The 19,636-nt window shown below is 65.0% G+C and carries 24 protein-coding genes; 10 read left to right on the top strand and 14 right to left on the bottom strand.

Annotation, left to right across the window (positions count from 1 at the left end):
* Positions 1 to 27 precede the first annotated feature (27 nt).
* Both QYL91_RS00325 and QYL91_RS00320 read right to left on the bottom strand, forming a co-directional pair.
* Entirely contained in the window at positions 28 to 996 is a 969-nt protein-coding gene (locus tag QYL91_RS00325) for a beta-ribofuranosylaminobenzene 5'-phosphate synthase family protein (RefSeq protein WP_302081395.1), read from the bottom strand.
* Positions 997 to 999: 3 nt separating this feature from the next.
* On the bottom strand, positions 1,000 to 1,428 hold the full coding sequence (locus tag QYL91_RS00320; protein WP_302081394.1) for a universal stress protein: 429 nt from the start codon (positions 1,426 to 1,428) through the stop codon (positions 1,000 to 1,002).
* Between the two features lie 159 nt (positions 1,429 to 1,587).
* Here QYL91_RS00320 and ilvD point away from each other — a divergent pair, with 159 nt between their 5' ends.
* The 3 genes from ilvD to QYL91_RS00305 all read left to right on the top strand — a co-directional run bounded on the left by ilvD (position 1,588) and on the right by QYL91_RS00305 (position 4,015).
* Positions 1,588 to 3,321 (top strand): dihydroxy-acid dehydratase, encoded by a 1,734-nt coding sequence (gene ilvD, locus QYL91_RS00315; RefSeq protein WP_302081393.1) that lies wholly within the window; start codon positions 1,588 to 1,590, stop codon positions 3,319 to 3,321.
* Positions 3,318 to 3,818 (top strand): gamma carbonic anhydrase family protein, encoded by a 501-nt coding sequence (locus QYL91_RS00310; RefSeq protein WP_302081392.1) that lies wholly within the window; start codon positions 3,318 to 3,320, stop codon positions 3,816 to 3,818. The genes ilvD and QYL91_RS00310 overlap by 4 nt, the downstream gene beginning before the upstream one ends.
* A gap of 71 nt (positions 3,819 to 3,889) precedes the next feature.
* Complete coding sequence (locus QYL91_RS00305) at positions 3,890 to 4,015, top strand: hypothetical protein (RefSeq protein WP_302081391.1); 126 nt, start codon at positions 3,890 to 3,892, stop codon at positions 4,013 to 4,015.
* 4 nt (positions 4,016 to 4,019) lie between these two features.
* Here the strand turns inward: QYL91_RS00305 and QYL91_RS00300 are convergent, their stop codons facing one another.
* The 5 genes from QYL91_RS00300 to QYL91_RS00280 all read right to left on the bottom strand — a co-directional run bounded on the left by QYL91_RS00300 (position 4,020) and on the right by QYL91_RS00280 (position 7,090).
* The gene (locus tag QYL91_RS00300) at positions 4,020 to 5,117 is read right to left on the bottom strand and encodes a DR2241 family protein (RefSeq protein ID WP_302081390.1); all 1,098 of its coding nucleotides are present in this window, start codon (positions 5,115 to 5,117) and stop codon (positions 4,020 to 4,022) included.
* Positions 5,114 to 5,974: a CbiX/SirB N-terminal domain-containing protein gene (locus QYL91_RS00295; protein ID WP_302081389.1), complete on the bottom strand. Its 861-nt coding sequence runs from the start codon at positions 5,972 to 5,974 to the stop codon at positions 5,114 to 5,116. Before QYL91_RS00295 ends, QYL91_RS00300 begins: the two co-directional genes overlap by 4 nt.
* Positions 5,975 to 6,056: 82 nt before the next feature.
* On the bottom strand, positions 6,057 to 6,305 hold the full coding sequence (locus tag QYL91_RS00290; protein ID WP_302081388.1) for a DUF8151 family protein: 249 nt from the start codon (positions 6,303 to 6,305) through the stop codon (positions 6,057 to 6,059).
* 120 nt (positions 6,306 to 6,425) lie between these two features.
* Positions 6,426 to 6,743: a DUF7521 family protein gene (locus QYL91_RS00285; RefSeq protein WP_302081387.1), complete on the bottom strand. Its 318-nt coding sequence runs from the start codon at positions 6,741 to 6,743 to the stop codon at positions 6,426 to 6,428.
* Positions 6,740 to 7,090: a winged helix-turn-helix domain-containing protein gene (locus QYL91_RS00280; RefSeq protein ID WP_302081386.1), complete on the bottom strand. Its 351-nt coding sequence runs from the start codon at positions 7,088 to 7,090 to the stop codon at positions 6,740 to 6,742. Before QYL91_RS00280 ends, QYL91_RS00285 begins: the two co-directional genes overlap by 4 nt.
* A gap of 121 nt (positions 7,091 to 7,211) precedes the next feature.
* Here QYL91_RS00280 and cysS point away from each other — a divergent pair, with 121 nt between their 5' ends.
* Both cysS and QYL91_RS00270 read left to right on the top strand, forming a co-directional pair.
* Positions 7,212 to 8,705, top strand: a complete 1,494-nt coding sequence (gene cysS, locus QYL91_RS00275; protein ID WP_302081385.1) for a cysteine--tRNA ligase — start codon at positions 7,212 to 7,214, stop codon at positions 8,703 to 8,705.
* Positions 8,706 to 8,735: 30 nt separating this feature from the next.
* Entirely contained in the window at positions 8,736 to 9,143 is a 408-nt protein-coding gene (locus QYL91_RS00270) for a DUF5788 family protein (RefSeq protein WP_302081384.1), read from the top strand.
* On the opposite strand, the gene QYL91_RS00265 is transcribed toward QYL91_RS00270, so the two are convergent.
* From QYL91_RS00265 to QYL91_RS00235, 7 genes are all read right to left on the bottom strand, one after another.
* The gene (locus QYL91_RS00265; RefSeq protein ID WP_302081383.1) at positions 9,144 to 10,382 is read right to left on the bottom strand and encodes a tripartite tricarboxylate transporter permease; all 1,239 of its coding nucleotides are present in this window, start codon (positions 10,380 to 10,382) and stop codon (positions 9,144 to 9,146) included. It abuts the gene before it with no gap.
* Between the two features lie 115 nt (positions 10,383 to 10,497).
* Complete coding sequence (rpl12p, locus tag QYL91_RS00260; protein ID WP_302081382.1) at positions 10,498 to 10,848, bottom strand: 50S ribosomal protein P1; 351 nt, start codon at positions 10,846 to 10,848, stop codon at positions 10,498 to 10,500.
* A 5-nt stretch (positions 10,849 to 10,853) separates the two neighbouring features.
* The gene (locus QYL91_RS00255) at positions 10,854 to 11,909 is read right to left on the bottom strand and encodes a 50S ribosomal protein L10 (protein ID WP_302081381.1); all 1,056 of its coding nucleotides are present in this window, start codon (positions 11,907 to 11,909) and stop codon (positions 10,854 to 10,856) included.
* Complete coding sequence (locus QYL91_RS00250) at positions 11,910 to 12,548, bottom strand: 50S ribosomal protein L1 (RefSeq protein ID WP_302081380.1); 639 nt, start codon at positions 12,546 to 12,548, stop codon at positions 11,910 to 11,912.
* A 374-nt stretch (positions 12,549 to 12,922) separates the two neighbouring features.
* Positions 12,923 to 13,411, bottom strand: a complete 489-nt coding sequence (locus tag QYL91_RS00245) for a 50S ribosomal protein L11 (protein WP_302081379.1) — start codon at positions 13,409 to 13,411, stop codon at positions 12,923 to 12,925.
* A gap of 47 nt (positions 13,412 to 13,458) precedes the next feature.
* Positions 13,459 to 13,659 (bottom strand): VNG_1110C family protein, encoded by a 201-nt coding sequence (locus tag QYL91_RS00240; protein WP_302081378.1) that lies wholly within the window; start codon positions 13,657 to 13,659, stop codon positions 13,459 to 13,461.
* Positions 13,660 to 13,732: 73 nt separating this feature from the next.
* Positions 13,733 to 15,007, bottom strand: a complete 1,275-nt coding sequence (locus QYL91_RS00235) for a PQQ-dependent sugar dehydrogenase (RefSeq protein ID WP_302081377.1) — start codon at positions 15,005 to 15,007, stop codon at positions 13,733 to 13,735.
* Positions 15,008 to 15,099: 92 nt separating this feature from the next.
* On the opposite strand from QYL91_RS00235, the gene QYL91_RS00230 reads away from it, so the two are divergent.
* The 5 genes from QYL91_RS00230 to QYL91_RS00210 are packed head-to-tail and all read left to right on the top strand — an operon-like array spanning position 15,100 to position 19,621.
* Entirely contained in the window at positions 15,100 to 16,569 is a 1,470-nt protein-coding gene (locus tag QYL91_RS00230; RefSeq protein WP_302081376.1) for an APC family permease, read from the top strand.
* 3 nt (positions 16,570 to 16,572) lie between these two features.
* Positions 16,573 to 17,223, top strand: a complete 651-nt coding sequence (locus QYL91_RS00225) for a potassium channel family protein (protein ID WP_302081375.1) — start codon at positions 16,573 to 16,575, stop codon at positions 17,221 to 17,223.
* A gap of 56 nt (positions 17,224 to 17,279) precedes the next feature.
* Positions 17,280 to 18,392: an OBG GTPase family GTP-binding protein gene (locus QYL91_RS00220; protein ID WP_302081374.1), complete on the top strand. Its 1,113-nt coding sequence runs from the start codon at positions 17,280 to 17,282 to the stop codon at positions 18,390 to 18,392.
* On the top strand, positions 18,389 to 18,823 hold the full coding sequence (locus QYL91_RS00215) for a TIGR04206 family protein (protein ID WP_302081373.1): 435 nt from the start codon (positions 18,389 to 18,391) through the stop codon (positions 18,821 to 18,823). Before QYL91_RS00220 ends, QYL91_RS00215 begins: the two co-directional genes overlap by 4 nt.
* Positions 18,824 to 18,865: 42 nt before the next feature.
* Positions 18,866 to 19,621 carry a VOC family protein gene (locus QYL91_RS00210; protein WP_302081372.1) on the top strand — a complete coding sequence of 252 codons (756 nt, stop codon included), beginning with the start codon at positions 18,866 to 18,868 and terminating at the stop codon, positions 19,619 to 19,621.
* The last annotated feature ends 15 nt before the right edge of the window (positions 19,622 to 19,636 follow it).

The raw sequence follows: 19,636 nt of genomic DNA, 5'->3' as shown, positions 1-19,636 counted from the left end.
AAACCTCCCGCGTGGCCGTGACTGTGCTCAGTCTTCTTCGAGCGTGGCACCACGATTTCGCGGGCCAGCGGTCCGAACAGTCCCCTCTCGGCCGGCAGCCGCCAGGGCTTCCCGGGCCGCCTCTCGCGCTTCGCCAGTGTCCTGTTCTCTGGTGACACCGTAGACGGTCGGTCCCCACGAGGACTGACCGGCGCCGTGGACGACCGGGCTGTCGCCGAGCCTGTCGATGAGCTGGCCCGCCGGCGGCCGGTAGACCCCACCCTGCTCGTCGGCGTACCACGCGCCGTTGAGCCGGCCGAGGCGGGCGATTGCGCTCCCGAACTCGGCGATGTCGCGTTCGGCGACCGCGGGCAAGAGTCGGCGGGTCAGCAACTGCGAGATGTCGTCTGCGATACCCGGGTCCGCGCGCTCGACGACGGCGCGCATGCTCTGCTCTTCCGGTTTGCCGCTCTTTCCGGCTCCGGCCTCGGGTGTCACGAGGACGAACCGCCAGGAACTCGGGAGGTCCCGCTGGACGATTGGTTCCGGGACCGTCCAGCTTCCCTCCGCCGGTGGGCGGGAGGTAAAGCGCTCGGTCGGGTGGCCGGCGTCGACGACGAACCCGCCCTGTTCGAAGGTGGCGACGCCGACACCCGAGCGCCCGCCACGCCCGAGTCTCGGCGCGTACGTTCGGGCGTCAGCGTACTCGCCGTGTGCGCGGGCGACGGCCACGAGCGTCGAGAGTGCCAGTTGGGTCCCGCTCCCGAAGCCGGCGTGGCGCTCGAATCGCTCCTCGACGGTGACGTGTGCCCCGTCGACGCCCAGTGCCGAGACGGCGTCGGCGACGAACGGCTCGACTGCGGCGTCCTCACAAATGACCGACGACGCTGGCGCAGCCGTGAGGCTGATTCGTGGCTCGGCGAGTGCGACCCCAACCCCGCCGTAGAGGCGGTCGTGAGCCAGCGCGAGGTTCTGGAAGCCAAAGTGCAGGCGCGCTCCCGTCTCGACTGTGGCCATCACTTAGCTGTCCGGGCCAACGGTCAACACCGGCGCGGGCGAGGTGTCGACGACCCGCTTCGAGACGCTGCCGACGACGTTTGCCTCGTACTTGTCGCCGCTGGTCCCCATCACGATGAGGTCGATGTCGTTGTCGCTGGCGTAGTCGACGATGCAGTTGGCCGGGTTGCCGACGTCGACGTCGGAGGTGGTCTCGATGCCTTCCTGCTCGGCGGCTTGGACGGCCGTCGCGATGGCGTCGAGCGCGTTCTCCTCGAGTTCGCCTCGGACCTCGCCGACGCGGTCGTCGTCGAGCACCAGGAACGCGCGGTCGTCGACGACGGAGAAGACGTGCAGCGTCGCGCCGCGCTGTTTCGCGATGTCGATTGCGTGGTCGGTCGCCCGCTTCGTGTGGTCGCTCCCGTCGGTCGGCAGGAGAATCCGCTCGTACATACGACCACTTCCGTCCACGGGACAAAAGCACTTACCGGTTCAGAGCGAGCACACCAGTCAGCCAGTCGTGGCTGGCTCGCACCGTCCGGGGCTTGGTCGCGTTCTCCCCCGGAGCGCCCGAAGACGGGACTTAAGTCCGGCCGTCGATACTATCCAGACATGAGCCAGCAGGAACCGCCGGAAGCCGACTCCGGCAAGGACCCCGACCTGCCGAGCAACGACGTGACCGAAGGCACGGAGCGTGCCCCCCACCGCGCGATGTTTCGCGCGATGGGATACGACGACCAGGACCTCTCCTCGCCGATGGTCGGCGTCGCCAACCCTGCCGCCGACATCACGCCCTGTAACGTCCACTTAGACGACGTCGCCGAGGCCGCATACGAGGGCATCGACGACGCGGACGGGATGCCAATCGAGTTTGGCACCATCACCATCTCTGATGCCATCTCGATGGGGACCGAGGGGATGAAAGCGAGTCTCATCTCCCGGGAAATCATCGCCGATTCCGTGGAACTCGTGACTTTCGGCGAGCGCATGGACGGACTCGTCGTCATCGGCGGCTGTGACAAGAACATGCCGGGGATGATGATGGCCGCCATCCGCACCGACCGGCCCAGCGTCTTCCTCTACGGTGGTTCTATCATGCCCGGCGAACACGACGGCCGGGAAGTCACTATCCAGAACGTCTTCGAGGGCGTCGGTTCCGTCGCCGACGGCGAGATGTCCGAGGACGAACTCGACGACCTGGAGCGAAACGCCTGCCCCGGCGCGGGCTCCTGTGGCGGGATGTTCACGGCGAACACGATGGCCTCGATTACCGAGGCCCTTGGCTTCGCGCCGCTTGGCAGTGCTTCCCCGCCCGCAGAGAACGAAGGGCGCTACGACGTGGCCCGCCGCTCGGGCGAACTCGCCGTCGAAGCCGTGCAAGAACAGCGGAAACCCTCTGATTTCCTCTCGAAGGAGTCCTTCGAGAACGCCATCGCGCTCCAGGTCGCCATCGGCGGCTCGACCAACGCCGTGCTTCACCTGCTCGCGATGGCCGCCGAGGCGGGTATCGACCTCGACATCGAGGAGTTCAACGAGATTAGCGCCCGCACCCCGAAGATTGCGAACCTCCAGCCCGGCGGCGAACGGGTGATGAACGACCTCCACGAGGTCGGCGGCGTTCCGGTCGTGCTGAAGGCCCTCTCCGAGGCCGGCCTGCTCCACGACGACGCCCTGACGGTGACGGGCAATACCATCGGCGAGGAACTGGAAGCCGTCGACCCGCCCGCTATCGAGGACATCGACGTGGACTACCTGCACACGGTCGAGGACCCGATCCACGAGCGCGGTGCCATCCGCATCCTCACCGGCAATCTCGCACCAGATGGGGCGGTCATCAAGATTACCGGCGAGGACCACCTCCACCACGAGGGCCCGGTTCGGGTCTTCGAGGGCGAGGAAGGTGCCATGGAGTACGTCCAGGAGGGACACGTTGAGTCCGGCGACGTCATCGCAATCCGCAACGAGGGGCCCCGCGGCGGTCCGGGGATGCGCGAGATGCTCGGTGTCACCTCCGCCGTCGCCGGCCAGGGTCACGCCGAGGACGTGGCGCTCTTTACCGACGGCCGCTTTTCGGGGGCGACCCGTGGGTTCTCTATCGGTCACGTCGCTCCCGAGGCGTACGTCGGCGGGCCAATCGCCGCACTCGAAGACGGCGACACCATCACCGTCGACATCGACAACCTGGAACTGTCGGTCGACCTCACCGAGGAGGAACTCGAGGCGCGACTGGAAGACCACGACGCCGAGCCGACCTACGACAGCGGCGTCCTCGCGAAGTACCACCGCGACTTTGGCTCCGCGGCAAACGGCGCGGTGACGAATCCGGGCGCACAGTGGGATAGATGATTCGCGCTGTCGACGGCCTCGAACCGCAGATAGCCGACTCCGCGTACGTCGACGAGGCCGCCGTCGTCATCGGCGACGTCGTCGTCGAGGAAGACGCGAGCATCTGGCCCAACACCACCCTCCGTGGCGACCACGGGCAAATCGTCGTCGGCGAGCGGACGAACGTCCAAGACAACGCCGTCCTCCACGAGGATGCGGTCCTCGAATCGGACGTGACGGTCGGCCACAGCGCAATCGTCCACGCCTGTACGGTCGCATCGGACGCGCTCGTGGGGATGAACGCCGTCGTGCTGGACGACGCCCACGTCGGCGAGGGTGCCGTCGTCGGCGCTGGCAGCGTCGTCACCGAGGGAACGGAGGTCCCACCGGAGACGCTCGTCGTCGGGTCCCCGGCCGAGGTCAAGACCGAACTCGACGGGCCGGTCACCGACTCGACCATCGACCACTACGCGAAACTGGGGTCGACCTACGAGGAGACTGGCGAGCGACTCGACTGACCCTGTCCCGCCGTCGGGGCCCGCCGACGCGAAAATGAACGTACTTGTCGGTCCCCGTCCAACTGCCGGATATGGCACTCAGAACGCTCGACAAACTGGTCAAGTTCGGACTGATGGTCGTCGGCCTGTTCGCGCTCCTGTTCGTGTTCGTCTCGTATGGCTGGAACGGCGAGCCACCGACGGTCGAACTGGAGTAAGACGTTACTCTTCTTCGTCGGGGCGCTCTGTCAACACGCCACCGAGGTTCCCGTCCTCGTCGAACCGTTTTGCGCGGAGAAAGCGCGCTCGCCAGCGGTTGGCACCGTCACCGAAGTCGGCTTCGCGAATCTCGTCAGCGCGCCCCTCCGCGACGGCGTCGATAATCTCCTCGACTTGCTCCTTTTCGCTCGGTGTCAGTTCGAACTCGTAGGTCTGTTCGTCTTCGGCGTCGATGCGAGTCCACTTGCGCGCCGCAGAGACGACCAGCGAACAGGGCTCTCGGCAGGGAAAACGCCCCGCACCTCCATCGACGTCGAGCGGCGTCTCCTCGTCGTACTCCCACTCCCGGCGTTTCAGACACTGTGAGTCGTCACAGCAGGCCTCCGCGACCCACTCGACGTGGTCGTGTCCGTTACCGCGGTCCCAGGTCTCGACGACGCCGTAGATGCCGGTCTGGCGCGAAACGGCCTCGTGCCAGTGGGTCACGTCGAGTTCGCCCTCCCGTTCGCGATACCAGTTTGCCACCGTCGCGGGATAGACGGTGTCGACGGTCGAGACCAGTTGCGCGGCCGTGAGGTCGACGAACACCCACCCCCGACCGAGCGTCGGGGCCGTCGACAGCGGCCGGTAGCGCCCGTCGTCGTCGTATTTGCGAATCTCGCGTGCATCGAGCGGGTCGGTGTGAATCGCGAGGTCTTCGACCGGCTCGTCCTCGTCGTCGACGTGACGGACCTGGTAGGTCCGTCGGCCGGCCTCGGCGAGCTGGACGCGGATCCGGAGTTGGCCCCACCGTCGTGTCGTTCCCGCGTGGAGTCGTTCGTGGCGCTCGGGGACGGTCCCGTCGTCGCTTCGTTCGACCCAGCGGAGAAACGCCCGCCGCTCGGGCGCGTCGGGGGCGACGTGGTGCCAGAAGTACCACTCGGCAACATATTCCCGGTGTTGGGCCGCGGCCTCCCGGAGTTCGCTCTCGCTGAGCCCACTGTACTCCCCGTCGGGAACCGCGAAGTCGTACGTTTCCCCGTCGGTGTCGACGGTCAGCGTGTCGCTGTCCAGACCGGTCTCGGCGGCGTCGACGAGTGCGTCGAACTGGCTCGCGGTCATTCGTTCCCCTCCGCTGTCACAGCGGTGCTGGAGTGGTCACTGGTCGCGCCGGCGTCGAGTGCCCGTTCGAGGACGACGTCGGCGAGCAGCGGTTCGGTCCCGACAGCCCCCGAGTACCAGATACGACGCCCGTCGACCGTCGCCGGCGTCTCCCACCCGTCGCTTGCGTCGTCGGTCAGGCCCATATCCTCGGGGATGTCCTCCTCGGTGTGGTAGCCGTCGGCGACAAACAGCGGGACGACGACGACGTCCTCGGTGTCGAAGTGGTCGGCCACGTCGTCGATTTCGGGGGGTTCGTCCATGAACAGTGCCTGCACTTCGTCGAAGCGGTCCCACTCGCGGATGCGGTCGGCGTGGTACTCGATGGCTTTCGCGGAGTTCTCGTTTCGTCTGGTGCCGTGGCCGACGACAGCGAGTCCAAAGCCCGGCCCGACGTCGGGGTCGTCGGTGACCGACTCCGCGCGGCGGACGATGACGTCGCTCATCGCGTCGTGGGTCCCGACCGGGCCACAGTAGTGGACGGTCGCCTCGACGTCGCTCGCGGTCAGCGTCGCGTGGCTGGCACTGGTCCCATCGGAGTCCCACAGCGACCGGTCCCACCCGTCCAGTCGCAGTTCGCGTGGAATCACCTCCTCTGTGAAATACCCCTCACTGATAAACAGCGGCACGACGTACACCTCGTCGGCGTCGACTGTCCGCAGTACCTCCCGGAACGACGGTTCCTCCTTCCAGAACGTCTCGCGTACCTCGTCGAACACACTGGTCTGTCGAATCCTGTCTGCGTGGGCAAAGGCCGGTTCGCTCGACCCAGGATTCAGGTGAGAGCCGTGTGCCGCGACGACGAGTGCCTGTCCCATTACCGTCGCTTGGACCGACGCGTTCTTAGTGACTTCGCTGACTTGCCACGACTACCGTCGACTCGTCCGTGGTCTGTCTCAGTCAGTGGCTACCGGTCGACTGTCTGAACTCCCGGACCTTGGCTGCGAGCTTGTCGGTGCCGAGAAAGTAGGCAAACGTCAGGAGCACGACGCCCACGACGCCGGCCCACAGGGCGACCATCGTATCGCCACTCTGTGCCGTCGCGAACGCGAACAGTTCGATGTACGCACTGGCAAGCGACAGTGCGACGGTTCCGATGCCGACGATGACCAACTCTACCACTTCGGGGACGAGTTCGAGCGCTTCCATACCGTGTCATCCCAATTGCCCCGTTGAAGCTCTTTCGGTTGCCTGGAGCGGCTGGTCTCTGCCCCGGAACGTGTCTACGCGTGTTGAACAGTGAGACGAGTGCCGAACCCAGCGGCCGTCTCAGGGTTTCTCGTACAGCGAGTAGGTGATACAGGCCAGCCCGACAAACTGGATGAGGCGCACGAGCAAAAACAGCTCCTGCTCGATGTCGGCCAGCCCCGGCTCCAGTCGTATCGCGAGTGTCGCGGTAAACGAGAGCGTAAACGGGACCGCTGTCAGCAGGATGAGCCCGACCGAGAGAAACTGCATCGACCGGCTGTCGTTGCGGCGGAAGCCCCGGTAGGCCTGGTAGCCGATAATCAACCCGAGGACGACAGAGGCGACGGAGACGCCGAGCTGACTCCAGTCAAGCAGCGTGTAGCTCTGTCCGATGTTCATAGGTCTTGCCACATCCTGGTAAAGCGGTCGGCGACGTCTTCTTCCGTCTCCGCGCGTTCGATGTCGGCGCGCATCTCGCCGTCCTCGAAGGTCACGGAAAACGATTCCAGCCGTGAGGCAAACACCTTGTAGTGGTTGCCGTCGGGTTGTGGCCGGAGCTGTTCCTCCACGAGGTCACAGTCCTGTAAGCGGTCGAGGCGCCTGTAGATGGTCGTCACTGACGCGTCGCACCGCTCGCTTAACGTTTGTGCAGACATGGGTTCGGCACTCGTCGCTGTGAGGATTGCGCGAGCGTACTCGTCGTCGAGAAGCGCGAGTATCTCCTCGTCGTCGCAGTCCTCACTCACACTCTGTGGCTAGGGGGGCCCCTATTTAAAACTGGAAACGTGGTTGCAGACTCCGCAACCGCGCAGAACTGACGCTCGCGGGACCGCAGGCTTGAAACGCTGGCCCGTGTACCTTCCGCCAATGACACTCCGCGTGACGAATACGCTGACGGGCGACCGCGAGGTCTTCGAGCCACAGGACCCCGACTCGGTACTTCTGTACTACTGTGGCCTGACGACCTCCGACCCCGCACACCTGGGCCACGCGCGTGGCTGGGTCCACGTCGACGTGATGTGCCGCTGGCTCGAACAGTTGGGCTACGACGTCCGCCACGTCGAGAACTTCACCGACGTCAACGAGAAAATCGTCGCCCGCGTCGGCGAGGCCGGCGACAGCGAGGCTGACGCCGCCCGGTCGTACATCCGGGACATCATCGCCGACATGCGCTCGCTGAACCTCAAGCGGGCGGAGGTGTACCCCCGCGTTTCCGAGCACGTCCCCCAGATTATCGACCTCGTCGAGACGCTCGTCGAGAAGGGGTACGCCTACGAGGCCGACGGCTCCGTCTACTTCGACGTGACTGCCTTCGACGAGTACGGCAAACTCTCGAATCAGGACCCCGACGAACTCGACGCGCAGGGCGACCCCGACGAGCGCTCCGAGAAGCGAAACCCCACCGACTTCGCCCTCTGGAAAGCCGACGGCGTCTCGCCCGAGGAAATCAGCGACCACCAGCACGAGGAGGCTGCTCCCGCCGAGGAAGCCTGCCAGACCGCCCAGACCTGGGACTCCCCGTGGGGCGAGGGGCGTCCCGGCTGGCACATCGAGTGTTCGGCGATGAGCATGACCCACCTCGACGACACCATCGACATCCACGTCGGCGGGCAGGACCTCGTCTTTCCCCACCACGAAAACGAGATTGCCCAGAGCGAGGCCGCGACCGGTGACACCTTCGCGCGCTACTGGCTCCACGTTCGTCTGCTCGATGCCGCCGACGAGGAGAAGATGTCCTCCTCGCTTGGCAACTTCGAGACTGTCGCCGAAGCCATCGAGGCGTACGGTACCGACGCCGTCCGCACGTTCCTGCTGTCGACGGCTTACCACAACGAGGCTGTCTACAGCCAGGAGACCATGCGCGAAGCCGTCGAGCGCTGGGAGAGTCTCGAACGCGGGTACGAACGTGCCGTCGAGGCGTGTGACAGCGTCGACGCACGGACGACCGTCGAGGACGGAGCGCTTCGGGACGCGGTCGACACCGCACGCGAGGACTTCGAGGCGGCGATGAATGACGACTTCAACACCCGCCGCGCGCTCGCGGCGCTGGAAGAGCTAGTCTCCGCAATTAACACCCATATCGACGGCCACGACGAGTTCGACTACCGTGGCCTCCGGCGGGCCATCGAGACAACCGAGGAGTTTGCCGGCGGCGTCCTCGGGCTGTCGCTGGGTGGCGGCGACGGCGAGGGCGACGTGACTGTCGCCGAGGACCTGGTCGAACTCGTCCTCTCCGTTCGCGAGCGGGAACGCGACGCCGGCAACTACGAGCGAGCAGACGAGCTGCGGGACGAACTTGAAACACTCGGCATCGAGGTCCAGGACACCGACGACGGCGCGTCGTTTCGGTTCGAGCGGTGACGTTTTTGCAGTCGGCTCCGTGGTCGCCGTATGGACGAGGCGACCCGCGAAGACCTGATTGAACGGGTCAACAGAAAGACGGCGACGGTCGGGGCGTCGACACCGGAGACGCTCACAGTCGACGGGAAGGAACTCGCGCTCCGGGAGTTTATCATCGAGACTCGGTCGGTCGACCGCATCCCGCCCGACGCCGAAGAGACACTTACCAAGGCAAAGCGCACCCTCCGGCGCGAGCGTGGGACTCGGATGGACCGGCTCGAATCCGACCCGCTCGATGTCGAGACAGCAGAGCGACTCGCCGACGAAATCATCGGTATCGACCGCGCGCTAAACGCCCTCGAGAACATCCGCCGGCCGGACTTTGCCGACGAGGACGGCGCCGCCAGCATCGAGGACCACAAGCGCTGGGTCGGCTTCCTCGACGAGATTCAACGCTAGTCAGCCACCCAGCGACAGCGGGACGAGCAACACCCCCATCAGATTCGCTCGGCGCGCGCCAAAGCGTGCGGGGACGAGTCCAATCACGGCACTGACCGCGAAGATACCCAGTCCGAGAGCGCCAGTCAGCGCAACCACGAGCACACAGAGCAGTCCGAGCACGCCAACGGACAGGCGAGTGTTGTCTACGCTGCCCACGACGGCAAGATACCGGTCACCCACTGCGAGGACGAGGACGAACCCGATTGCTGCGGCGATAGCGACGGCACACAGATACAGTCCCAGCGTCAGCGGCGCCCCAGTCTCATCGAGTGCGACCAGTACGCCTGTCCGTGGAGTGCCGAGTGCGACCAGCGCGAAGAGTGCGAAGATGGTGTTTGCCGTATTCACGCCGCTCGTGGCGACGACGAACGGCCGGGGGCCACGCTGGGGGAGGACGACGAGCGCGCCGGTCGCCGCAATCGCACTGGAGATGCCGGGCAGGTAGCCCACGACCGCCCCGGCCAGGGTGCCGACGAGTGCGACCTCGCCGATAAACTGCCGCGAGGTGGTGATGGTCGCGCTCGCCTGCGGCGGGACGCCCGCGCCGCCGAGTGCCTCGACGAGCACGGGCGCACCGAAGAGGCCGGCAAACAGCGGGGCGAGTACGCTCCCCGTCGGCAGGATACCCGTTGCCTGAACGTCGAGTGTCACCAGTCCGAGGACGCCGCTTGCACCGACCGCGAGTGCCGCGCCGACCCGCGCTGTCCACGTCCGCTCGGTGACGAGCAGGAGTGCGACGACGCTTCCGAGGACCAGCGGGAGGTGTGCCCGAATCGCGGGGTAGAACTCCTCCATCACTGCTGTCACGGGCAGTGCCAGCGGGACGGCGAAGGCGACGGCCAGACCGCTCCCGAGTGCGGACAGTCTCAGCGCTTCCCGGCCCTGTCCTCGCAAGACGAGTCGGTGGCCGGGCAGGGCGGTGGCTGCCATCGACGGGTCGGGCACCCCCAGCGCCAGCGCGGGCACGATGTCGAGGAACGTGTGGACGACGCCGGCCGCGAGCATCGCCGCGCCGACGTACCGGGCGGGACCGGGCATCGCCGGCGCGAACGCAGCCAGGAGGAGCGCGAAGTTGTTCGCGTGCAGGCCCGGCACCAGTCCGCTGACGCTGCCAAGCGCGACGCCAGCCGTGACGAATGCTAGCGCCGCCGCTGTCGCTGTCGGGTCGATTGTGACGGCGACGCCTCCGATGTCCATCGCACGGGGTTGGTTCCGTTATGCTACTTGAACGTTCGGCAGGCACGTGGCCGGGGCGTCACACTCGGCGCTGTCGCTACCCGGTGGCGTCGAAAGAAAGGGGTCGAATGGTGAGTTAACCGAAGAGTTCGCCGAGGCCTTCGCCGGCCTCCTCGTCGTCATCGTCGTCGTCGGCGGCTTCCTCTTCTGCGGCTTCCTCTTCTTCTTCGTCGCCGCCTTCGTCAGCGGCTTCCTCTTCGCCGCCTTCGTCAGCGGCCGGGGCTGCGCTGCCACCGGTTGCGGCCGGCACTGCGGCGGCCTCTTCGACGGCCTCGTCGATGTCGACGTCTTCGAGCGCGGCGACGAGGGCCTTGACGCGGGACTCTTCCACGTCGACGCCCGCCGCTTCGAGGACGCCGGTCAGGTTGTCTTCGTTGATTTCTTCGCCCGATTCGTTCAGGATGAGTGCTGCGTAAACGTATTCCATTGTTGTTAGAACATGTCGTCGAGAGCGGCACCAGTGTCACCGTCGTCTTCGTCGTCCTCGGCCTCGTCAGCCTCGGCTTCCTCGGCGTCGTCGCTGGTGTCGTCCTCGGTGTCGTCTTGGTCGTCAGTCGATTCGGTGTCTGCAGGCGTTGCCGTGGCAGGTTCGTCGAGGTCTTGCAGTTCCTCTGGGAGTGCCTCCTCGTCGTCGATCTGTGCGGCGAGTGCGCGCACCTGCGAGTCCGCCTTGCCAACGAGGTCCGGCATCACGTCGGGGTCCTCTATGGCCGCGTGGATTGCGAGGTTCTTCGACTCCCCACTGGCCTTGGCCAGCAGCGGGGGCATCGTCGACGCGGTCGGGAACGTCGCGTTGAGTGCGAGGTTCCGTGCGCGAGCGGCTGCGGCCTCCACGTCCTGCTGGTACTTCTCGACGTCGAGTTCGAGGTCCTCGGGTTCGAACAGCACGCCGTCCGCGAAGACGGCACGCAGGTCCAGCCCGACTTCCTTGGGTTCGATACCCAACTCGGCGAGGACGTTCGCGAGGTCCTGTGAGACGACTTCGCCGGCATCCAGAACCGTCGAGTCCTCCATGACCTGGATGGACCCGCCGTCGATGCGTGCGTTCGCACCGACAGCCTGGAGTTCGCCGACGAACGGTCCCGGGTCGACGCCGGTGTCGCCTTCCGGCACGACGACGTCGTTCGGGGCGACCTCGCCGGCGTTGATGGGTGCCGACGTCTTCGAGGCTTCCAGTTGCTGGTAGAGCCCGAAGGGATTCTCGTTGGTGCCGATGAGGCCGACCTGGCCGCTGATGTAGTCGGTCAGGTCGCCGAGGCCTTCGTCGGCCCAGTCGAGTGCCCGCGACAGCAGCGTGTTCCGCGAGACGCGGAGCTCGGCGGTCCCGTGGAGATTCCGGCGCATGTCCTGGAGCTGCTGGCTCGGAATGCCCGTGATGTCTACGACACCGACGCTGTCGTAGCTGTCGAGGAACTCGACGATAGCGTCGACCTCGTCCTTTTTCCACTGGGGAATCGTCTCGGTCTTGCGTTCACTCTCGGCGCTCATTTAGGCCACCTCCACTGCTGGGCCCATCGTCGTCTTCACGAACACGTTGTCGATGTTCAGCGGGCCCTTCTCGAGGTCCGCGTGGAGACGACGAAGGATGACGTCGATGTTGTCCGCGATGTCCTCGGCGGACATGTCCTCCGCGCCGACGCGCGTGTGGAACGTCCGACGGTCACCACTGCGAAGTTGCACCGAGTTCTTCAGTCGCTCGACGACTTCCTGTACGTCGTCGTCGGGGCCGAGCGGGTCCGGCATCTTCCCTCGCGGACCGAGCACGGTCCCGAGGTAACGGCCGATATCCTGCATCATGGCCTCTTCCGCGATGAAGAAGTCGGTGTCCTCCGCGAGGTCTTTCGCGGCATCGTCGTCGTCGCCGAGGTCGGCGAGGTCGTCGCCGTCGAGAACGTCGTCTGCGACTTCCTCGGCACGAACGGCGGTCTCGCCGTCCGCGAACACGACAATGGATGTTTCTTGTCCAGTACCTTCGGGAAGAACGATACTCTCGTCTACCCGGTTCGATGGGTCGTTGAGGTCTAGGTCGCGCAAGTTAATCGCGAGGTCCACCGTCTCACGGAAGTTCCGTGGGGGTGCATCCTCGAGTGCGCGAGAGACTGCCTCCTCTATTTCCTGATCTGCCATTGTTCACCTCCGTAGTGCGCCTGCGGCTCCTACGGGTCAGTGAAACAGGCCTACGCCTGTCTCGTGCGGGTACACGCCAACGCCGCATTTAAAACCGTCGAAGGGGCGTCTCCCGTGTGGCTGTGCCACATTCCCGTACCGGGCGGTGGGCTAGCCATGATGGACGCACACGCGCGACTGCGAGAAACACGCCTGTGGCTGTCGTGTCGCTACTGTCCACCCCAGTACACCACAGCGAGTGCTCCGGGGCGAAACTACGAAAAGTTCACGTCGGTCGGTTTGCCCTCGTGAGCACCGGCTTACGCCGCTGCTTCCTCGGCAAACACACCGCAAAACTCACTGCGTTCGTTTTGCGAGTCTTCGCTCGAAACAGCCTATGCGGCTGCTTCTTCTGCGAACACGTCGTCGTACTCGCCAGCGTCGATTTTCTCCTTGAACTCGCGGGGGTTCTCGCCTTCGATGGTGACACCGAGCGAGGTACACGTTCCCACGATTTCCTTGGCGGCGTTTTTCTGATCGTAGGCGAGCAGGTCTGGAAGCTTCTGCTCTGCAATCTGCTTGATCTGGTCGACAGAGAGGTCAGCGACGAAGTCCTCCTGGGGTTCGCCGCTGCCCGTCTCGAAGCCGGCCTCGTCTTTGATGAGTTCGGCCGTCGGCGGGACACCGACCTCGATGCCGAAGGACCCGTCGTCCTCGTATTCGATGGTGACGGGGACTTCCGTTCCGTCGAACGCTTCGGTCTGGTCGTTGATTTCCTGTACGACAGCCTGTACGTCGACAGGTGTCGGACCCAGTTCGGGACCCAGCGGCGGACCGGGGTTGGCCTGCCCACCGGGGACAAGCACTTCGATAGTATCAGCCATACCCAGTTGTCCGTACGGGCAGTTTTAAGAATTGCTTTTTCCCGTCGTCACGCGACGGCGACTCCGTTACGTGTCAGAAAGTCACTGACGTCCTTGATTTCGACCGGACTCCCGATGATACGGACACGGCGCTGCTCGGACCGTACCGTCACCACGAACCGCGACTCAACCTCCTCCTCGAGTCCCTCTATTGCACTTTCCGGGAGGAGAATCTGCGTACTGTCACGCAGTCGGCCCACATCTGTCATTATCGTTATTGACAGCGCGCCGAGTATATGTGTGTCGAAGTACACTCTGGTCGGTCACATCCCCTGGCAGGGCTCACTCGCCGGCCGCAGCGAGTCGGTGGAGGCCGCCACCCTCGTTACCAACGCTGAGAACGTACAGCTCGCCGTTCTCGCGTCCGAACGCTCGGAGCTGTTGCAGTTTGCCAGCGTCGTCAGCGACGACGGGGAGGACGCCGGTGTCCCAGAGTCCGTCGTCGGACGGCGAAGCGACGAACAGTTCGCCTTTGGCCAGATAATCACCGAAGACGAAGGTTCCATCGAGGCCCGGCAGGTCGGTCCCGCGGTAGACGTTTCCCGCGATAATCGAGACGCCACTGACGGGAGCGCCGGAGTGGGGGTACTCGACGATGGGGTCGCGCAGGCGCTCGCCCCCGCGCACGCTGTCTGGTGTCCTGTCCGGACAGGCGTCGGATTCGTAACAGTGGGTTCCCTCTTTGACGTTCCAGCCGTAGTTGCCGCCCTTCTCGATGCGGTCGAGTTCCTCGTAGCGACTCTGCCCCACGTCGCCGGCGTAGAGTGTCTCGCCGTCGAAGGCAAGTCGCCAGGGGTTGCGCAGTCCCCACGCGTAGTGTTCGCCCAGTCCGTCGCGGCGGACGAGCGGGTTGTCGTCGGGGACGGCGTATCTTTCGGCGTCAGTGTCTACGTCGATTCGGAGGATGCTCCCGAGCAGGTTTTCGGTCACGTCCTGGCCGTTGCCGCCGGCGACGCCGTCGTACCAGTCTTCGACGTGACCGCGGCCCTGGTCGCCCCCGGCACCGCCGTCGCCGACAGCGACAAAGAGGGACCCGTCGGGGCCGAACACGATGGCGCCCGCGTTGTGGTTGGCCTGTGGCTGGGGTATCTCCATGATGGTCCGCTCTGACCCGGCCCGGACTGACTGCCCGTCGTCGCTGACGCGAAATTCCGAGAGCACGAACGTGTGGCTGTACTCGCTCGGTGTTCCTGCTCTGGACGGGGCAGAGTAGCGGACGAACAGCCGGCGGTTGTCGGCAAACTCGGGGTGGAGCGCGATGCCGAGCAGTCCCTGTTCGCCGCCGGCGACGACGGTGTCTCGCAGGTCGAGGAGTGGCGAGGAACGCAGACTGTCTCCGTCGTGGACCCGGACCAGACCGCGCTGTTCGGCGACGTATCGCTGGTCGGCGTCGGGAACGAAAGCAACGTCGAGCGGGCCGGAGAGTCCGCTTGCGAGCGTTTCGAGCGCGACTTCCTCGGGGGTGCCAGGGAGACTCCCGCTTTCTCCTCCGGTGTGGCCGCCACAGCCGGCGACTCCGGCCAGCGCGGCAACAGTGAGGAACTGACGGCGCTTCATACGTCGATGTGGGGTCCAACGGGCAAAAGGACACGGCAGGTGCCAGAGCGGACTCGCAAAACCTAACCGGCTTGGGACAGAGTAGGCAGGCAATGAGTAGTAGCGGCGAACGCGCTCCCGCGGCCGAGCTCGGCTTGCTGGACGCGACGATGATTGGAATGGGCGCGATGATAGGGGCCGGTATCTTCGTGTTGACCGGGCTTGCCGCCGAAATCGCCGGTCCTGCCGCGATTCTCGTGTTCGTGTTGAACGGTGTCGTCACTGCCTTTACCGGCCTCTCGTATGCGGAACTCGCCTCGGCGATTCCCAAGTCCGGTGGCGGCTACGCGTTCGTCCGCGAAATCTTCGCCGACCTCCCGTCGTTCATCATGGGCTGGATGCTCTGGTTTGCCTACATGATTGCCGGCGCACTCTACGCGCTCGGTTTCGCGCCGAACTTCCTCGAACTGCTCCACGTCTACGGCGTTACTGCCGCGCCGGGTGAGGTCGGTGCGCTCGCGGTCCCGCTGCTTTCCGTCGCGATTCCGGCGAAAGTCGGCTTGGCGCTCGTCGCCGTCGGGGGACTGGTCGGTCTCAACGCCGTCTCGACGGCCGCAAGCGGGAGCGCCGAGACCATCTTTACGATTATCAAAGTCTCCATTCTAGTCGTCTTCGTCGTCTTCGGCTTCCTCTCGGTCAACGCGGGCGGTGAGACGAGCTTTACGCTCCAGAACTTCGACCCGCTCTTTCCCGACAGCAAGTCACCGGCGAGTATTCTCCCGGCGATGGGGCTGACCTTCATCGCCTTCGAGGGGTACGACCTCATCACGACTGTCACCGAAGAGGTGGAGAATCCACGCGAGAACATCCCGAAGGCGATTTTCTTCAGTCTGGTCGCGACCGTCATCGTCTACATGCTGGTCGTCGTCGTCGCTATCGGAACGCTCGGCGCAGAGGGGCTGGCCGCGGCCGGCGAGGCCGGTATCGCTGCGGCAGCCACCTCGTTCATGCCGACGGGGCTGCCAATCATCCAGAACGGCGGCGCGCTCATCGTCTTCGGGGCCGTCTTCTCGACGCTGACCGCGCTCAACGCGGTCGTCATCGCCTCCTCGCGCGTGGCCTTCTCGATGGGCCGGGAGGGACAACTCCTCCGCCGGTTCGGGAACATCCACCACCGCTACGGGACGCCGTTCCTCGCTATCCTCGCCAGCGCCGTCGTGATGCTCGCCTCGGTCGCGTTGCCGACCCAGAGCGCGGGTAACATGTCGAGTCTGTTCTTCTTGCTGTCCTTTATCATCGTCAACGGTGCGGTCATCAAACTCCGCCGGGAGCGCCCGAACATGAACCGGCCCTACGAGATGCCCTACTACCCGATTCCGGCAGTTCTCGGCATCGTCCTCAACTCCGTGCTCACCGTCGTACTGATCGTCTACCTCGTTCAGACCGACCCGCTCGCGCTCTTGCTGAGTGGGAGTTGGATTCTGGTCGGCGTCGGTGCGTTCTACGGACTGCGCGCACGCCGACGAGCGGCCACCGACCACGACAACACGGACAGTCCTATTGCCGAGGGAGGCGAGACCTAACCTATGGACGGAAACTTCCGAGTCGTGATTGCGGGTGGCGGTCGTGTCGGTCGCCGCGTCGCACACCTGCTCGACGACCGCGGTCACGATGTCGTGGTCATCGAAGCCGACGCCGAGCGCGCGGACGAAATCAGCGACGAGTACGTCGCGACCGTCATCACGGGCGATGCGGCCCGGCCGACTATCCTCGAACAGGCAGACCTCGACCGGACGGACGTGGTCGCCGCCCTCACCAACGACACTGGGACGAATCTCGCGATTGGCATGATGGTCAAGGACATGGGAACAGACGTTCAGACAGTCGTCAGGACCGAGCGAGAGGCAGGCAACGAGTTCGACCGCTTTGTCGACGAGGTCATCTTCCCCGAGCGGGCGGGGGCACGCGCGGCGGTCAACGCAATCGAGTCCGACGTAAGCTCACTGGCGGACGTGACCGGCGAACTCGACATCCTCGAGGTCCACGTCGCCGAGGGCGCGCCCGTCGCGGGCAAGACGCTGAGCGACATCGCACTCCCGACGGGGAGTCTGTTCGTCTCCGATGCGGCCGGGAACACCATCGCCGGTCCCGAGACGGTTCTCGAACCCGGCGAGTCCTATGTCGTCGCGGCCGAACCCGCGGTCATCGACGAAGTCATGAACCTGATGCGTGGCTGAGCGTCTCCCGGTCAGGACGAAAACCCTATTGAGGGTGGACGGCCGAGACTGGGATAATGGGCCTCGAAGACGAGATTCGCGAACTCGAAGAGGAAATCGCCAGCACGCCCTACAACAAGTCCACGGAGGCCCACATCGGCCGACTGAAGGCCAAACTCGCCGAGAAGAAAGAAGAACTGGAGAAACAGCAATCCTCCTCCGGCGGTGGGCCGGGATACGCTGTCGAGAAACACGGCGACGCGACCGTGGCACTCGTAGGCTTCCCCAGCGTCGGCAAGTCCACGCTGTTGAACAGCCTCACGAACGCCGACAGCGAGGTCGGCTCCTACGAGTTTACGACCCTCGATGTCAACCCCGGGATGCTCAAATACCGCGGCGCGAACATCCAGATGCTCGACGTGCCGGGGCTCATCGAAGGCGCGGCGGGCGGTCGCGGTGACGGCCAGGCGGTCCTCTCGGTCGTCCGGACCGCAGACCTCGTCGTCTTCGTCCTCTCTGTGTTCGAAATCGAGCAGTACCAGCGCCTCTACGAGGAACTCTACAAGAACGGCATCCGGCTCGACCAGGAGCCACCGCGGGTGTCAGTCCGGAAAAAACACAAGGACGGCATCACCGTCAACGCCAGCGTCGACCTCGATTTGGACGAGGAGACGGTCACCGACGTCCTCCGCGAACGCGGCTACGTCAACGCGGACGTGACCGTCGGCGAGCAACTCGACATCGACCGGCTCATCGACGGCGTGATGGACAACCGCGAGTACGTTCCTTCTCTCGTGACCGTCAACAAGGCCGACCTCATCGAACCGGACTACCTCCCGACCGTCGAGGAAAACCTCCGTGAACACGACATCGACCCCGACGAGGCCATCTTCATCAGCGCCGAGGAAGAAAAAGGACTGGACGCGCTCAAAGAGACCATCTGGGAAGAACTCGGTCTCATCCGAATCTACATGGACAAACCCGGTCGAGGCGTCGACCGCGAGGAGCCGCTGATGCTCCGCGAGGGTGACACCGTCGAGGACGCCTGTGAGAAACTCGGCGGGGAGTTCAAAGAGCGATTCCGCTTTGCGCGTGTCTCCGGGTCGAGTGCCAAACACGACGACCAGCAGGTCGGGATGGACCACGAACTGGCCGACGAGGACGTACTCCGTATCCTCCGCCGGAAATGAACCGGCGACTCGCCGCGATTCTCGCGGTCGGACTTCTCCCGTGGTCGCTGGTTTTCGCCGGCGACGAACTCACGCTCGTGTTCGCCTTCGGCCTCGTCGACCCACAGCCGTTCTACCTGACCGACATCGTCACGTACGTCACCGTGTACACGCGGGGGCTCCCGCAGTTTCTCGAAGCGTGGCCACTCGGCGTCGGCATCTACGTGCTCGCCATCGCCAGCGCCATCTCGGGGATTCTCTTCGACCGGGAGGACCGCCGCGTGACTGCACTGTTGCTGGTCATCGTCGGACTCACCCAGTTGTCCTTCGCGTGGGGATTCTCCCGGCGCAACTACACGTTCGCGGTCCCGCTTGGCACGCTCCTGTGCTGGACCGTCGTCTGGTGGTTCGACTGGAAGACGCTCCGCGACCTCGCGCCAGCGAGTCAGTAGCCAGACAGTACGCTTTTCGTCCGCCGGCCCCATCTCCCCGCTATGAGCGGAACACTCGACCACGTCATGATGCGCGTCGAAGACCTCGACGAATCGCTCGACTGGTACAAGACACACTTTGGCTACGAGGAAGTCGGCCGCTGGGAGGCCGACACCTTCACCAACGTCTACCTGCAGGCACCCGACGCCCACGAGGACGGTGCCTTCCTCGAACTCACGTACAACCACGACGGTCGGACCTACGATTTCGGCGACGCCTGGGGCCATGTCGCCGTGCGTGTGCGCGACGTGTACGACGCCTACGACCAACTCCTCGATGAGGGCGTCTCCGACTACCGCGACCCCGACTCCTGCGGTGGTTCCTACGCCTTCGTCACCGACCCCGACGGCCACGAAATCGAACTGGTCGAGCGCGACCACGGCGCAAAGTGGAGTCTCGACCACACCATGCTTCGCATCGAGGACGCCGACGAGGCAATCGGCTGGTACACGCGAAAGCTCGATTACGACCTCTTTCGCCGCGAGGAGTTCGAGGACTTTGCGCTATACTTCCTGAAACCCGGCGACGCCCCCGACGAGGCGATGTCCGTCGAACTCACCTACAACTACGACGGGCGCACCTACGACTTCGGTGACGCGTGGGGTCACGTGGCCGTGCGCGCAGACGACCTCCAGGCGTACTGGGCGACGCTGATGGGTCGACACGCCGAGGACTATCGGGACCCCGAGAGCTGTGACAACAAGTACGCCTTCACGAAAGACTGCGACGGGCACGAAATCGAACTCGTCGAGCGATAGAAGGAATCTATTTTG

The sequence above is a fragment of the Salinibaculum rarum genome (assembly GCF_030505615.1).
GTDB classification, from domain to species: Archaea; Halobacteriota; Halobacteria; order Halobacteriales; family Haloarculaceae; genus Salinibaculum; species Salinibaculum rarum.
This window is presented reverse-complemented; position numbering and strand designations above follow the sequence as displayed.

Bases quoted from the DNA above. Each gene is read 5' to 3' on its own strand.
- QYL91_RS00325 (WP_302081395.1), bottom strand. From the start codon at position 996: ATGGCCACAGTCGAGACGGGAGCGCGCCTGCACTTTGGCTTCCAGAAC.
- QYL91_RS00320 (WP_302081394.1), bottom strand. From the start codon at position 1,428: ATGTACGAGCGGATTCTCCTGCCGACCGACGGGAGCGACCACACGAAG.
- ilvD (WP_302081393.1), top strand. From the start codon at position 1,588: ATGAGCCAGCAGGAACCGCCGGAAGCCGACTCCGGCAAGGACCCCGAC.
- QYL91_RS00310 (WP_302081392.1), top strand. From the start codon at position 3,318: ATGATTCGCGCTGTCGACGGCCTCGAACCGCAGATAGCCGACTCCGCG.
- QYL91_RS00305 (WP_302081391.1), top strand. From the start codon at position 3,890: ATGGCACTCAGAACGCTCGACAAACTGGTCAAGTTCGGACTGATGGTC.
- QYL91_RS00300 (WP_302081390.1), bottom strand. From the start codon at position 5,117: ATGACCGCGAGCCAGTTCGACGCACTCGTCGACGCCGCCGAGACCGGT.
- QYL91_RS00295 (WP_302081389.1), bottom strand. From the start codon at position 5,974: ATGGGACAGGCACTCGTCGTCGCGGCACACGGCTCTCACCTGAATCCT.
- QYL91_RS00290 (WP_302081388.1), bottom strand. From the start codon at position 6,305: ATGGAAGCGCTCGAACTCGTCCCCGAAGTGGTAGAGTTGGTCATCGTC.
- QYL91_RS00285 (WP_302081387.1), bottom strand. From the start codon at position 6,743: ATGAACATCGGACAGAGCTACACGCTGCTTGACTGGAGTCAGCTCGGC.
- cysS (WP_302081385.1), top strand. From the start codon at position 7,212: ATGACACTCCGCGTGACGAATACGCTGACGGGCGACCGCGAGGTCTTC.
- QYL91_RS00270 (WP_302081384.1), top strand. From the start codon at position 8,736: ATGGACGAGGCGACCCGCGAAGACCTGATTGAACGGGTCAACAGAAAG.
- QYL91_RS00265 (WP_302081383.1), bottom strand. From the start codon at position 10,382: ATGGACATCGGAGGCGTCGCCGTCACAATCGACCCGACAGCGACAGCG.
- rpl12p (WP_302081382.1), bottom strand. From the start codon at position 10,848: ATGGAATACGTTTACGCAGCACTCATCCTGAACGAATCGGGCGAAGAA.
- QYL91_RS00255 (WP_302081381.1), bottom strand. From the start codon at position 11,909: ATGAGCGCCGAGAGTGAACGCAAGACCGAGACGATTCCCCAGTGGAAA.
- QYL91_RS00250 (WP_302081380.1), bottom strand. From the start codon at position 12,548: ATGGCAGATCAGGAAATAGAGGAGGCAGTCTCTCGCGCACTCGAGGAT.
- QYL91_RS00245 (WP_302081379.1), bottom strand. From the start codon at position 13,411: ATGGCTGATACTATCGAAGTGCTTGTCCCCGGTGGGCAGGCCAACCCC.
- QYL91_RS00240 (WP_302081378.1), bottom strand. From the start codon at position 13,659: ATGACAGATGTGGGCCGACTGCGTGACAGTACGCAGATTCTCCTCCCG.
- QYL91_RS00235 (WP_302081377.1), bottom strand. From the start codon at position 15,007: ATGAAGCGCCGTCAGTTCCTCACTGTTGCCGCGCTGGCCGGAGTCGCC.
- QYL91_RS00230 (WP_302081376.1), top strand. From the start codon at position 15,100: ATGAGTAGTAGCGGCGAACGCGCTCCCGCGGCCGAGCTCGGCTTGCTG.
- QYL91_RS00225 (WP_302081375.1), top strand. From the start codon at position 16,573: ATGGACGGAAACTTCCGAGTCGTGATTGCGGGTGGCGGTCGTGTCGGT.
- QYL91_RS00220 (WP_302081374.1), top strand. From the start codon at position 17,280: ATGGGCCTCGAAGACGAGATTCGCGAACTCGAAGAGGAAATCGCCAGC.
- QYL91_RS00215 (WP_302081373.1), top strand. From the start codon at position 18,389: ATGAACCGGCGACTCGCCGCGATTCTCGCGGTCGGACTTCTCCCGTGG.
- QYL91_RS00210 (WP_302081372.1), top strand. From the start codon at position 18,866: ATGAGCGGAACACTCGACCACGTCATGATGCGCGTCGAAGACCTCGAC.